This is a genomic window from Streptomyces sp. NPDC055025 (assembly GCF_053608565.1).
This window is the reverse complement of the sequence record NZ_JBSGVS010000064.1, coordinates 12463-26430: the sequence shown is the minus strand read 5'-3', so window position 1 is coordinate 26430 and position 13968 is coordinate 12463. Positions and strand designations below refer to the sequence as shown.

The window sequence follows — 13968 nt, the reverse complement described above, 5'->3', positions numbered from 1 at the left end:
CCTATCCTGCCGTGTGCTCCCCGGCGAGCGTCAGGGCGGTCACCACCAGACCGATATGGCTGAACGCCTGCGGGAAGTTGCCGAGCTGCCGCCGTGCCACCGGGTCGTACTCCTCCGAGAGCAGCCCGACATCGTTGCGGAGCGCGAGCAGCCGCTCGAACAGCTCCTTCGCCTCCTCCGTACGCCCCGTCAGATGCAGCGCGTCGGCCAGCCAGAACGAGCAGACCAGGAACGTCCCCTCCGTGCCCGGCAGTCCGTCCACGCCCGGCCCCGTCACGCTGTAGCGGCGCAGCAGACCGTCCTGGCCCAGCTCCGCCCGTACGGCGTCGACCGTGCCGATCACCCGCGGATCGTCCGGCGGCAGAAACCCGACCCGGGGGATGAGCAGTGTCGCCGCGTCCAGTTCGGCGGAGCCGTAGGACTGCGTGAAGGTGTTCCGCTCCGGGTCGTACCCCCGCTCGCACACCTCCCGGTGCACCTCGTCCCGCATCGCCCGCCACCGGTCCGCCTTCCCGCCGAAGCGCGGATTGCGCTCCAGCGTCCGTACGGCCCGGTCGGCGGCGACCCATGCCATCACCTTGGAGTGCACGAAGTGCCGGCGCGGTCCCCGTACCTCCCACAGCCCCTCGTCCGGTTCGCGCCACTTCGACTCCAGGAAGCCGAGCAGCGTCAGTTCCAGATTCCAGGCATGCGGTTTCGGCGGCAGACCCGAGGTCCGTGACACATGGAACGAGTCGATGACCTCCCCGTACACATCGAGCTGGAGCTGGTCGACCGCGCTGTTGCCCGTACGGACCGGGGAGGAGCCCGCGTAACCGCTCAGCCAGGGCAACTCGCTCTCCGGCAGCCGCCGCTCACCAGCCAGGCCGTACATGATCTGAAGATCGGCCGGATCACCCGCCACCGCGCGCAGCAGCCAGTCCCGCCAGGCCGCCGCCTCCTCCAGATAGCCGACCGACAGCAGCGCCCCCAGCACGAGTGTCGAGTCCCGCAGCCAGCAGTAGCGGTAGTCCCAGTTGCGTACGCCGCCCAGCTCCTCCGGCAGGGAGGTGGTCGGCGCGGCGACGATGCCGCCCGTCGGGCCGTAGGTGAGCGCCTTGAGCGTGATGAGCGAGCGCATGACGGCGGCGCGGTGCGGGCCCTCGTACCGGCAGCGCGCCGACCAGACGGCCCAGTCCTCCAGACACTGCGCCAGCGCCTCGAACGGATCGGCGAGCGGCGGGCGCTCCTCGTGCGAGGGGTGCCAGGTGAGGACGAACGCCACGCGCTCGCCCGCGGCGACGGTGAACGACGAGCGGGTGCTGTAGTGCTGGCCCCAGGTCCTGACCTCGGGCTCGCTGCGCAGCCAGACGGAGTCGGGACCCGCGACCGCGAGCCGGTGCCCCTCCTCGCGCCGCATCCAGGGCACGACGGAACCGAAGTCGAAGCGCAGCCGGAGCGTGCCGCTCATCTCCACCGAGCCGCTGACGCCCTCGATGATCCGCACGATGTCGGGGGCCACCTCGCGCTGCGGCATGAAGTCGATGACCTTGACCGTGCCGGTGGGGGTCTCCCACACGGATTCGAGCACCAGCGTCTCACCCAGATAGCCACGCCGTGTGCAGTCGCCCGCGCCCGCGGGGGCGATCCGCCAGTGGCCGTTCTCCTGGTCGCCGAGCAGCGCGGCGAAGCAGGCCGCCGAGTCGAAGCGAGGAAGGCACAGCCAGTCGATGGAGCCGTTCCTGCCGACCAGGGCGGCGGTCTGGAGATCGCCGATGAGTGCGTAGTCCTCGATGCGTTGGGTCACGCCAAGGGCTGTTCCCGGCGCACGGAACGGCTAAGCAGGCGCGGCCGGGCGGCGGGCGGGGGTCCGTCCGGGTCCTCGGACGGTCAGGCCGTGGCGGGCGCGCGCGCCGGCTCGGACTCGGGCGCGGCCCGCCCGGCCGCCGCCGCACGGTCGCGCAGCTCACGGCGGACGAGAATCACCCAGCCGACGGGCACGGCGGCGGCGAACAGCCACCACTGGACCGCGTACGCCATATGAGGCCCGATCGAGCTGTCGTCGGGGGTCGGGATCTGCTCGGGAGAGCCACCGGCCGGCACGGGGGCGGTCTGCTCGACATAACCGCCGAGGACGGTGCGTCCGATGGCCTTCTGCTGCCGCTCGCTGTTGATCAGCATGACCTGGCGGGGCGGCAGGTCCTGTACGTCCCTGATCCCGGTGGCCGCCGCCGTCTCGTCGGCCTTCAGCCGTCCGGTGACGGTGACCTTGCCCTTCGGCGCGGCGGGGATGTCGGGGAAGGCCCGCTGGTCGCCGGTGGACGGGATCCACCCGCGGTTGACGACCACGGCCCGGCCGTCGCTCAGGATGAGGGGGGTGAGGACGTGATAGCCGACCTGGTCGTCGGCGGAGGTCCTGCGGCGTACGACGACCTCGTCCGCGGTGTCGAATCTGCCGGTGGCGGTGACCGTGCGCCAGTAGTCCGCGCGCGGGACGGTGTGTCCGGGGGAGGTCAGCTCCTCGACCGGGACGGGCTTCGCCTTGAGGTTGTCCGAGATCAGGGAGTTCTGGGCGACCCGGTGCTCATGCCGGTGGAGCTGCCAGAAACCCAGCTCGATCATCGCGGGGATGAGGGCGAGAGCGAGCAGGGTGAGGATCACCCACTGCCGGGACAACAGGAAGCGGTACACACCATCGACCGTACCCGGCGGCCGGTGGCCGCCGGACGGCGGGTGGGTTCTGGACGATGGGGGGTGTTCCGGACAGGCCGCGCGGGCCAGGAGCGGCAGCGGGCGTGGACGGGCGGACGCGGGGTGGGTGTGCCCCGCCTCTACTCGGTGGCGGGCGCGGCGGCAGGCGCGGTGGCGGGCTCGCTGGCGGGCGCGGGGATGGAGCCACGCGCCGGTGCCACGTCCCGGAGGAGCTGGGTGAAGGCCGCCTCGTCGATCACCGGCGTGCCGAACGACGCCGCCTTGACCGTCTTGGACGTCGAGGACCCGGGATCATTGGTCACCAGCAGACTCGTCAGCCGGGACACACTGGACGCCACATGCAGCCCCGCCTCCACGGCCCGGTCCTCCAGCAGCTCACGGTCGACCGAGGTGTCGCCCGAGAACGCCACCCGCATCCCCTGCGTCAGCGCCCCGCCCGGCTCGTACCGCCCGGGGTTGGGATACGGGCAGGCGGGCCGCTTGCGCGAGGGCCGCCAGCTCGTCTGCCGATAGGTGGACTGATAGCCGACCCGGGGCCGCGCCGGGGCGTCCGACCACTCGGTGAGCGGCAGGCACTCCAGCAGCGGCAGCCGCACGCCCCCGCGCGCGGCGGCGTGCAGACTCGGACGGAACGCCTCGGCCAGCACACGCGCGTCGTCGAGCGCGTGGTGCGCGCGCTGCTGCACGACACCGAAGTGCGCGGCGAGCGACTCCAGTTTGTGGTTGGGCAGGGGCAGTCCGAGTTCCTTGGAGAGCGCGATGGTGCAGAGCCGCTGCCGGGTGGGCGCGGTCCGCGCCGCGCGCGCGTACTCCCGGGCGATCATCGACCAGTCGAAGATCGCGTTGTGCGCCACGAGCACCCGGCCGTCGAGCCGCTCGGCCAGCTCACCGGCGACCTCGGGGAAGAGCGGGGCGTCGGCGAGCACATCGGTCGTCAGACCATGGATCCACACGGGCCCCGGGTCGCGCTCCGGGTTGACCAGGGTGTACCAGTGGTCCTCGACCTCGCCCCGCGCGTCCAGACGGTAGACGGCAGCGGACACTATCCGGTCGTCGCGTGCGAGTCCGGTGGTCTCCACGTCGACGACCGCGTACCCCTCGGGGTAGGCGGCCGGCCACATCGCTGAAGTCGTATGGTCGTCGAGCATGGTCACAGAGAATACGGGCCGGGACTGACAGAGCTGACGCCCGGTCGGCCGGTACGCGCCCTCACCCACCCCCGCCGCCGGACGGCCCGGCGTACCGTCAAGGACGCCCACGGGGACGGTGCCTGAGAGCCTCACGAAGATTGGCCCAGTCGGACGAGCCGACCAGGTGGGAAGAGTTCTCCCCCCGTGACCAGGGCGTCGTCTCCCCAGAGGGTGATGGTGAGGTCTTCCAGGCCGGCCAGCGGAGTCAGGTCGGGCGGGGAGCCCTCCTGGGTGCAGGAGAGGAGCTGGAGCGTTCGCAGGGAGGGCAGTTCACGGAGCGGGCCCAGCCCGTCCGGGAAGTCGCAGTGCGCCAGCAGAAGGTTCTGAAGCCGGTCCAAACGGCAGAGCTGGGCCAGATCCAGTGGCCTCTGCCGGGAAAGGTTCAGTTCGGTGACTCCGTACAGGGAAGGTGTACGGACGAGATGGCGGATTTGTTCCGCTCCCGCCAGAGACAGTTTCTTGAGGTCGGGCCAGCGCTCCACACCGTCCAGGCTCAAATAGCTGGTCTCTCGGCTGAGGAACAGGGCGGTGAGCTGGGGACCTACTGGAAGCTCGCTCACGCCCTCCATGAGCAGGGGGTACGACAGCCGAAGGCTTCGCAGTTCACGCATGGTGTCCAGCGCCTCCAGCGAGAGGTCGAGATGCATGTCGACGAGATTCAGCCGCTCAATGCCGAGCCCTCCGAGTTCGCGCAGTTCCCGTACCCCCACGCACCCGCTGAGCGTCAGTTCCGTCAGCGTTGTCAGGGACGCGAGGGGAGAGAGATCGGTGAGGACGCTGTTGCTGTAGAGAAAGATCCAGTCCGGGGCCTTCAGCGCCAGGAGTGGGGTCAGATCGGCGTGATCGCCCTTCAGATGGACCATGCGCGCGTTGGAGACCAAGCGGAGCGACCGCAATTGATCCAGCGTATTGGTGTAGATGAAGGTGCGCGTCCAGTCATGGGCCGAGAGTACGGTCCCGGCGTATGTCTCCGTGTCGAATGAGCCCCATGCCTGGGAGACCTGGGCCGCGACCTGAGGACGCGTGTCCTCGCGGAACCGGGCCACCACCTCGAACGCCCCGTCCCCCTCGATCAGCGCCGCCGTCCGCACCACCGCCGCCGCCGTGCGCTCGTCCAGCCCCTGCGGACCCGGCAGCAGTTCAAGCACCAGTTCCCCGGCCTTCGCCAAGGCCTCCGCGTCCGCCATCCCGCGCGGCGGGACCAGTTCCGCCGCCCTGGACTCCACCTCCCCCCGTACCCCCGGCTCCAGCTCCGGCGCGTGTTCCAGACAGGCCGCCGCCAGCAGTACCAGCCGGTGGCTCAGCCTCGGTGCCCGATCCGCGCGGCGCAGCAACTGCCGCAGCAGCCGGCCCCGTTCATCCACCCGCGCGTGGCCCACCGCCATGCGCACCACGTCGTCCCACTGGTCGTCATGCGCGTTCCTGACGAGTACGCCGAAGTCCCGGCTCTCGACCGCCGCCTTCGCGCCCAGATAGTCCTGGAAGGTCCGGTGGACGAAGTTGACCGCGCCCGGGACCGGTTCGCGCAGCAGGCCGCTGCGGATCAGCAGATGGGTGAAGACCTCCTCCGGTCCGCCCGCCACCTGAGGCATCGCGGCGAGCCACTCCCCGAGCATCTCCACGACGTCCCCGCGCGTCGCCTCCGCCTGCCCGTTGCGGATCAGCCAGTACGCCAGCCGTTGCAGCAGTGCCGTCTGCTCGTCCCGGGTCAGGGTCACGCCCTCGACGCCCAGGATCTCCCGTTCGGTGTCCCGCCGTACGAGCAGCATCTCCAGGGCCGCGTCGTACAACTCCTTCCTGGCCCGGGGAAGTTGCATACGGCGGTCCCGGTTCAGGGCGCACAGCAGCGCGCACATCAGCGGGTTCGTCGCCAGCCGCCCCAGGTCCCGGCGGGTCATCACCGCCTGGAGCAGGGACTTCTCGTAGGTGTCGAGCTGGTCCCGTTCGGCGTCGGAGACGCACTCCGCCCGGACCGCGCCGTGCCAGTGGCCCACGAACGCCTTGATGTCCTCGCGGTCCATCGGCAGCAGCGAGTGTGCCTCGAAGCCCTGACCCGACAGCCAGTCCTCCGGTACCGCCGACGGCCGCGTCGTCACCACGCAGCGCGCTCGGGGGAACGCTGCGACGAGGGACTTCAGCCAGGTCTCGGTACGGGCCCGCAGCCGGGGCGGCACCTCGTCCACGCCATCGACCAGGATCAGCGCGCGGCCCTCCGTGAGCAGATCCTCCGCCCAGCCGTGCGCCGCCGACAGCGGCACCCCCGCGGCCCGCAGGAAGTCCTCCGGCATCGGCAGCGAATCCCAGGTCGTGAAGGCCCGCAGCCGCAGTACGAAGGGCACGCAGCGGTTCCAGTCGGCGAGTTCGGGACGGAAGCTGCGCCGGGCCGCGTTCAGCGCCAGCCACTGCACCAGGGTGCTCTTGCCCGACCCGGCCGGGCCCCGCAGCAACAGCCGGTCCGTGGTCATCAGCGCCTGCTCGGCGGTGACCGTCGTGGGGCCCGTGTGCGGCAGCCCAGGGTCCCCGAGACCCCCGGGGCCTCTGCGCTCCCCGCTCACCGACAGACTGATGTACGCCGTGTCCAGCGGCCAGTCCCGCCTCGACCGTCCCAGCGTCAGTCCGAACAGCTCCAGCCGCCCATGGGTGTGGGCCACATACTCGCCGTACCGCTGCTCGAACGCCAGCGCCGCCGCGTCCCGGCGCGGTCCCACGCGCTCCCGTACGTCCTCGATCAGCTCATGCGTCCGGCCCGCCGCCCGGGTCTGCTCGACCGCGGCGCGCGCGGCGAACGAGGGGTGTGCGGTGAGCTGTTCCACCACATGCGCGCAGCACAGACCGAGCAGCTCCTCGTACAGGTCCCCGGCGGGACCGGGATGCGGTGTGCGTAACTCCCCCGCCAGCCGCGCCGGGTCCAGGTCCAGGGCGAACAGCCGCTCGGGCGTCAGCCCGTCCGCCGCGAAGGAGGACCGTACGGCTTCGACGGCCGCCAGCCGCTCGTTCTCCGGCAGCCGCGCGTAAGCGTGTGACTGCTTCAACCTCCCCGCCAGCACCTTCGCCAGCCGGTCCGGTGACGCCGGTCTCGGCAGAGGGCGCACGGGAGAGGCCACGAGGCCCGCGCCCGGTTTCGGCAGGAGTACCGACTTGGCGACCGCGCCCATGACCGTACCCGCGAGACGCGCCACCACAACTTCCAGGCTCACTGCGGCCGTTCCTCCCCCGACGACGAAGCGGGCTGACAGGATCCCACGGCGCGGCTCGCGTACTTGTCGGTAGTCACATCTGGCGCCGCTCCGGGTCGCCACCCATGAGTACGCGGCCCTCGCCCGCGATCTGCGGGCCGCGCGCGGCTGGTGTGACCTGGATGGGCCATGTGCTGCGCGGGCCCGGCTGGCAGCCCGTACAGGAGGCCGTACGGGCCGTGTCCGCCGGGTCCTCCGCGCCCGCCCGCCGCGCGGACGACGGGGCGTACGACGGACGCGGGCCGCCCCGAAGGACGGCCCGCGCACTGATTCCGGCTGGTGGTGCCTACTTGCGCACCGCGTCCAGGGCGTCGACCAGACCCGCCCCGTAGAAGCCGTTGTAGCGCTCGCCGCCCTCACAGACGGCGTCGACGACGCCGTCGCCGTCGATGTCGTACGCCGTCGGGCAGGCCACGTCGTCGGCCTGCGCCGTCAGCAGCGCCTTGATCGCGTTCGCCGAGGCGTGCGGATGCGTGGACTTCAGCAGCGCCGCGACACCCGCGACATGCGGGGAGGCCATCGACGTACCCGCCATGTAACCCCAGGTGCCGCCCGGCAGCGGGCCGAGGATCAGACCGCTGGTGGCCGGCGGGGCCGGGGTCTGGTAGCGCGTGGAGTCGCCGCCCGGGGCCGCGATGTCGATGATGCCGAGACCGTGGTTGGAGAACGAGGACTTCAGGCCCTTGGCGCCGGTGGAGGCGACGGTGACGACGCCCGGCAGCTGGGTCGGGATGTCCAGGCACACCGAGGGGTCGATGACCCGGTCGACGGGGGTGCCGTCGTCCGGGCTGGTCGGGTCGAGGATCTCGTCGGACGAGAGGTCGTAGTTCTCGTTGCCCGCCGCGGCCACATTGACCGTGCCCTTGCTCTCGGCGTACCGCGTGGCGCGGGTGATCGCCTCGACCAGGGCCTTCTGGTCCGGGTCGTTCTTGCAGTTGAAGTACCACGGGTCGGTGTAGTAGCTGTTGTTCGTCACATCGACACCGTGCTCGGCGGCCCAGACGAAGCCGCAGACGACGGCCTCGGTGTAGAAGAGGCCGGCCGGGGTGGAGACCTTGATACCGGACACCTTCACACCCGGCGCGACACCGGTGATGCCCACGCCGTTCTTGGCCCCGGCTATCTCACCCGCGACATGGGTGCCGTGCGGGCTCTCCCCGGCGTTCGGACGCCAGGCGCCGTCCGCCGTGTCGGGCTTGCCCGTCACACAGTTGACCGACGCCGCGCGGTCGAAGTTGGGCGCGATGTCCGGGTGCGTGTCGTCGACACCGGTGTCGATGACGGCGACAGTGACGTTCCTGCTGCCGAGGGTCTTCTCGTGCGCCTTGTCCGCCTTGATGGCGGGCAGGTCCCACTGCAAGGGCTCCAGCGGGTCCTGGGGGAGGGCGGTGCCGCCGCCCTTCGACGCGTTCGCCTTCTTGGCCGCCCCGGCCGCGACGGCGACCTCCTCGGCGGTGAGCGCACGCGGCGTACCGACGTCCGTCGTGGACTGCGCGGGCAGCGGCGCGGTGCGGGTGGCACCGGCCGACTCGACGCCCCTGACCTTGCGCACGGCCGTGGCGAAGCCGGGGTTCTGCGAGGTGACGACGATGACACCTATCTGGTCATAGCTGGTGACCACGGTGCCGCCGGCCCGGTCGATCGCCTTCTTGACCGACTTGACGGTGGAGTGCCCACCGCGGGTGTTGACGACGTACGACAGCTTCGGGCCGTCCGTGGCGACCGCGTCGGTGCCGCCGCCGGCCGGTGCGGCCGTAGCCGTCGCGGCGGGCAGGAAACCGAGCGTGACGGTGAGCGCCAGACCTACGGGCAGCGCGAGTGCGCGCTGCCGTCTGGATCCCAGATGAGCCATGGGTTCTCCACATCATCCGTGAGACCGCCCTCGCGCAGGCTGCGCGTGAACGGGTACATGACGAGCGAAGTTATCGCTGATCATCGCTGCTCTTCAATCACTTCTTGAATCATTTCCGGAAGAAAAAGACCGGTGTTGAACCGCTTCGCCATGCCTCCCGTGCCGTTGTCAGGGGGACGAGCACCATCCCGTCCCTGAGAGGTCCCCATGGCCAACCACACCGCACCCGCGTCACGAGGAGATTCCGTGGCTACCGACGCACCGCCGCCCGAGGGCGGTACGGACACCAGCCCAGCCCCGTCCACACCGGACCGGTCCACGACCGTCCAGCCCACGACGGCCCAGTTCGTCGAGGTGCAGGAGAGCGCGGAATTCGGCGAACTGCGCCGTACCTACCGCTCCTTCGCCTTCCCGCTGACCGTCGCCTTCATCGCCTGGTACCTGCTGTACGTCCTGCTGTCCAACTACGCGGGCGGCTTCATGGGCACCAAGGTCTTCGGCAACATCAATGTCGCACTCGTCCTCGGTCTGGCGCAGTTCGCCACCACGTTCCTCATCGCCTGGTACTACGCGCGGCACGCCGCCCGCAAGCTCGACCCGAAGGCGGATGTCATCAAGTCCCGTATGGAGGCGGACGCGTGAGCCACTCGATCCAGCTCGTCGGCCAGTCGGCGCCGCTCCAGCTCGCCGCCGCCTCGGACGCCAGCGAGCACCGGCCGCTGATCATCACACTCTTCGGACTCTTCGTCGTCGCGACCCTGGTCATCACCGTCTGGGCCGGCCGGCAGACCAAGAGCGCGTCCGACTTCTACGCGGGCGGACGCCAGTTCTCCGGCTTCCAGAACGGACTCGCCGTCTCCGGCGACTACATGTCCGCCGCGTCCTTCCTCGGGATCGCCGGCGCCATCGCCCTCTTCGGCTACGACGGCTTCCTCTACTCCATCGGCTTCCTGGTCGCCTGGCTGGTGGCACTGCTGCTCGTCGCCGAACCGCTGCGCAACTCCGGCCGGTACACCATGGGTGACGTCCTCGCGTACCGGATGCGCCAGCGCCCGGTCCGTACCGCGGCGGGCACCTCCACCATCGTCGTCTCGATCTTCTACCTTCTCGCGCAGATGGCCGGCGCGGGTGTGCTGGTCTCGCTGCTGCTCGGCATCACCAGTGACGCCGGGAAGATCGCCATCGTCGCGCTGGTCGGTCTGCTGATGATCGTGTACGTCACCATCGGCGGCATGAAGGGCACCACCTGGGTGCAGATGGTCAAGGCCGTGCTCCTCATCGCGGGCACCCTGCTCATCACCTTCCTCATCCTGCTGAAGTTCGACTTCAACCTCTCGGACCTGCTGGGCACGGCGGCGAGCAACAGCGGCAAGGGGGCGTCCTTCCTGGAGCCCGGTCTCAAGTACGGGGCCACCGCGACCTCGAAGCTGGACTTCATCTCGCTCGGCATCGCGCTGGTGCTCGGTACGGCGGGACTGCCGCACATCCTGATCCGCTTCTACACCGTGCCCACCGCCAAGGCCGCCCGCAAGTCGGTGATCTGGGCCATCGGCATCATCGGCGCGTTCTATCTGATGACGATCGTGCTCGGCTTCGGCGCCGCCGCGCTGCTCAAGCCCGATGACATCATCGCCTCCAACAAGGCGGGCAACACGGCGGCTCCGCTGGCCGCCCTGGAAATCGGCGGCGGTGCCGGTTCCACCGGGGGAGCGATTCTGCTCGCCGTGATCTCGGCGGTCGCCTTCGCCACGATTCTCGCGGTGGTCGCGGGACTGACGCTCGCGTCCTCGTCGTCCTTCGCGCACGACATCTACGCCAATGTCATCCGCAAGGGCCAGGCGACCGAGAAGGAGGAGGTCCGCGCGGCCCGCTGGGCGACCGTCGCCATCGGTGTCGTCTCCATCGGGCTCGGGGCGCTCGCCCGCGATCTGAACGTGGCCGGTCTGGTCGCGCTCGCCTTCGCCGTCGCCGCCTCGGCCAATCTGCCGACCATCCTCTACAGCCTGTTCTGGAAGCGGTTCACCACCCAGGGCGCCCTGTGGTCGATCTACGGCGGTCTGGCCTCCTCGGTGCTGCTGGTGCTGTTCTCCCCGGTCGTCTCGGGGAAGCCCACCTCGATGTTCCCCGACGTCGACTTCCATTTCTTCCCGCTGGAGAACCCGGGCCTGATCTCCATCCCGCTGGGCTTCCTGCTCGGCTGGCTGGGCACCGTGCTGTCCAAGGAGCAGCCGGACAAGGGCAAGTACGCCGAGCTGGAGGTCAAGTCCCTGACCGGCACCGGAGCCCACTGAGCCGTACGGGAGGACCCGGCGGAAGAAGCCGTACGGGCAGCGCCCTTCCGGGTACGGACCTCCTTTCCGTGCCCCTGCCGGACCCCTGCCGTGGCCGCGTCGTGGACACCCGCGACGCGGCCACGCCGCTCCTCGCCGTAAATGTCCCTCTGGCGTTGTCAGTGGGCTGACGTAGTCTCGACGGTGTCGGATCCGATCACAGGGAGGGGGCCCGGAGTGCTCATAGACACTTATGGCCGTCTGGCCACTGACCTGCGCGTCTCGCTCACGGACCGGTGCAATCTGCGGTGCACGTACTGCATGCCGGAAGAAGGGCTCCAGTGGCTCGGCAAGTCCGAGCTGCTCAGCGACGACGAAATCGTCCGTCTGGTCCATGTCGCCGTCACCCGCCTGGGTATCACCGAGGTCCGCTTCACCGGCGGCGAGCCGCTGATCAGACCCGGTCTCGTCGGGATCGTCGAGCGGTGTGCCGCGCTGGAGCCACGCCCCAGGATGTCGGTGACCACCAATGGCCTCGGGCTCCGGCGCACCGCCGCCGCGCTCCGGGCCGCCGGCCTCGACCGGGTCAATGTCTCACTCGACACCCTGCGGCCCGCCGTCTTCCAGGCGCTCACCCGGCGTGACCGGCACGCGGATGTGATCAGCGGGCTGCGCGCCGCCCATGAGGCCGGACTCACCCCCGTCAAGATCAACGCGGTGCTGATGCCGGGCCTCAATGGCGACGAGGCCCCCGAGCTGCTCGCCTGGGCCATCGAGCAGGGCTATGAGCTGCGCTTCATCGAGCAGATGCCGCTCGACGCCCAGCACGGCTGGAAGCGCGACGGCATGATCACGGCCGGTGAGATCCTGGAGTCGCTGCGTACCCGCTTCGTGCTCATCCCCGAGGGTGAGAGCGCCCGGGGCTCGGCGCCCGCCGAGCGCTGGATCGTGGACGGCGGACCGCACCGCGTCGGGGTGATCGCCTCCGTCACGCGCCCGTTCTGCCATGCCTGCGACCGCACCCGGCTGACCGCCGACGGACAGGTGCGCACCTGTCTGTTCGCCCGGGAGGAGACGGATCTGCGGGGCGCGCTGCGCTCCGGCGCGCCCGACGAGGAGATCGCCACGATCTGGAAGCTGGCGATGTGGGGCAAGAAGGCCGGTTCCGGGCTGGACGATCCCTCGTTCCTCCAGCCGGACCGCCCGATGTCGGCGATCGGCGGCTGATGTCCGCGATCGGCGGCTGGTGTCAGTGATCGGTGGCGGACCGGCGCTCCCATTCGGCCAGTTCGACCACGTCCTTGAGAAAGCCGCGCATACCGAGGAACGAGGAGAGGTGCTCACGGTGCTCGTCGCACGCCAGCCAGGTCTTGCGCCGCTCCGGCGTATGCAGCTTGGGGTTGTTCCAGGCGAGGACCCAGACGGCGGGATTACGGCAGCCCTTCGCGGAGCAGATCGGCGCGGCCTCGGAATGGGAATTGTCGGGGAGGTTCACCCCGCCACCCTAGGACAAGCCCCGGACCTCATCCGATAACCCGAAATGGCGACGCCGAGCAGCCACGGGGGGAGCTGCCCGGCGTCGGTCCGTCGCTCCGACGGGGGATGCGGAGCGCGTACAAAGTATGTCACGGGCAATGGGGTGCCGGGCACCGGAACTTCACGATTGATCTGAGCTTTCCTTGAGCTTTGCGGACCGCCGGAGATCAGTTCTCCCGCGTTTCGCGGCCCTTCGTCTCGGCTCCGGATTCCGCCGCGACAGGTCCCGGGGGCGGCGCGATCATCGGTGGCACCGGCGCGGTCACAAAGGTCGTGGGCAGCGAAGGAGCGTTCTCCCGGCCCGCGTTGGCGATCACCACGGCGACATACGGCAGCAGTGTGCCGACGACCAGGGTCACGATCGCCACCGGCCGTTCCACATTCCACAAGGCCACGGTGGCGACCACCGCGAGGGTCCGTACGGACATCGAGATCACATAGCGGCGCTGCCGGCCGCGCACATCGTCGGCGAGTCCCTGCCGGGCCCCCGTGATCCGGAAGACCTCGGTGCCGCTCCGCTTCCGCATCACGTTCCCTCACCCGATTCCTGTGCCGGATTCCCCCCGGGCCCATCGCGAACCACGGTACGCCGGGGCTCCCGCCGCCACGAGAGCGGGTCACCCTCCATCCTGACCGATCGTTCTCATCGCGCCACGTACGGAGCCGTCCGACATGCGCCGTATGAGCGACCGGCACAGACTGGCCGCACATGCGCGGAGCGCGAGCGCACCACTCCGGGAGGCGACGATGAGCTGGTTGTGGGCGATCATTGTGGGGCTGGTGCTGGGCCTCATCGCCAGGGCGGTCCTCCCGGGCAAGCAGCACATCCCCCTCTGGCTGACCGTCCTGTGCGGCATCCTCGGCGGCATGCTGGGCAACGGGGCCGCGGGCTGGCTGGGCGTCGCCCACACCAGGGGCATCGACTGGACGCGCCATGTGCTCCAGCTCATCGGAGCGATTCTGGTGGTCTTCGTGGTCGATCTGCTCTGGAACAGGATCCGGGGCAGACGGGCCGGCGGTGCCAGACAGCGCATGTGAGGCGTGCCGGCTGCGAGACGTGTGCAGCCATGAGGCGCGTGAAGTGTGTGGAGCGTGAAGTGTGTGGAGCGTGCGGCCGGGCGGTGCGCGGGGCACACGATGTCTCGCGCGCCCCGCGGACCACCACGGACGGTAAGGACCGCCCCGGGCTCCGA

Annotated in this window: 11 protein-coding genes; 4 read left to right on the top strand and 7 right to left on the bottom strand. The window is 70.1% G+C overall.

Going from position 1 to position 13968, the window contains the following annotated elements; translation table 11 throughout:
• Nucleotide 1: 1 nt before the first annotated feature.
• The 5 genes from ACWGDX_RS31360 to ACWGDX_RS31340 all read right to left on the bottom strand — a co-directional run bounded on the left by ACWGDX_RS31360 (nt 2) and on the right by ACWGDX_RS31340 (nt 8969).
• Entirely contained in the window at nt 2–1786 is a 1785-nt protein-coding gene (locus tag ACWGDX_RS31360) for a glycoside hydrolase family 15 protein (protein ID WP_453631034.1), read from the bottom strand.
• A gap of 83 nt (nt 1787–1869) precedes the next feature.
• A complete protein-coding gene (locus tag ACWGDX_RS31355; RefSeq protein WP_453631032.1) occupies nt 1870–2670 on the bottom strand; it encodes an SURF1 family cytochrome oxidase biogenesis protein in 801 nt (266 codons plus the stop codon).
• Nucleotides 2671–2810: 140 nt separating this feature from the next.
• Nucleotides 2811–3845: a DEDDh family exonuclease gene (locus ACWGDX_RS31350; RefSeq protein ID WP_453631030.1), complete on the bottom strand. Its 1035-nt coding sequence runs from the start codon at nt 3843–3845 to the stop codon at nt 2811–2813.
• A gap of 125 nt (nt 3846–3970) precedes the next feature.
• Nucleotides 3971–7078 (bottom strand): NACHT domain-containing protein, encoded by a 3108-nt coding sequence (locus tag ACWGDX_RS31345; RefSeq protein WP_453631028.1) that lies wholly within the window; start codon nt 7076–7078, stop codon nt 3971–3973.
• Nucleotides 7079–7403: 325 nt separating this feature from the next.
• Nucleotides 7404–8969, bottom strand: a complete 1566-nt coding sequence (locus ACWGDX_RS31340) for a S8 family peptidase (protein WP_453631026.1) — start codon at nt 8967–8969, stop codon at nt 7404–7406.
• Nucleotides 8970–9215: 246 nt separating this feature from the next.
• Between ACWGDX_RS31340 and ACWGDX_RS31335 the strand changes: the two genes are divergently transcribed.
• From ACWGDX_RS31335 to moaA, 3 genes are all read left to right on the top strand, one after another.
• Entirely contained in the window at nt 9216–9611 is a 396-nt protein-coding gene (locus ACWGDX_RS31335) for a DUF485 domain-containing protein (RefSeq protein ID WP_453631024.1), read from the top strand.
• On the top strand, nt 9608–11260 hold the full coding sequence (locus ACWGDX_RS31330) for a solute symporter family protein (protein ID WP_453631023.1): 1653 nt from the start codon (nt 9608–9610) through the stop codon (nt 11258–11260). The genes ACWGDX_RS31335 and ACWGDX_RS31330 overlap by 4 nt, the downstream gene beginning before the upstream one ends.
• Nucleotides 11261–11476: 216 nt before the next feature.
• Complete coding sequence (moaA, locus tag ACWGDX_RS31325; protein ID WP_453631021.1) at nt 11477–12466, top strand: GTP 3',8-cyclase MoaA; 990 nt, start codon at nt 11477–11479, stop codon at nt 12464–12466.
• Between the two features lie 22 nt (nt 12467–12488).
• On the opposite strand, the gene ACWGDX_RS31320 is transcribed toward moaA, so the two are convergent.
• Entirely contained in the window at nt 12489–12734 is a 246-nt protein-coding gene (locus tag ACWGDX_RS31320; protein ID WP_453631020.1) for a hypothetical protein, read from the bottom strand.
• Between the two features lie 208 nt (nt 12735–12942).
• Entirely contained in the window at nt 12943–13302 is a 360-nt protein-coding gene (locus ACWGDX_RS31315; RefSeq protein WP_453631018.1) for a DUF3099 domain-containing protein, read from the bottom strand.
• A 220-nt stretch (nt 13303–13522) separates the two neighbouring features.
• On the opposite strand from ACWGDX_RS31315, the gene ACWGDX_RS31310 reads away from it, so the two are divergent.
• Entirely contained in the window at nt 13523–13813 is a 291-nt protein-coding gene (locus ACWGDX_RS31310) for a GlsB/YeaQ/YmgE family stress response membrane protein (protein WP_453631017.1), read from the top strand.
• Nucleotides 13814–13968 lie beyond the last annotated feature (155 nt).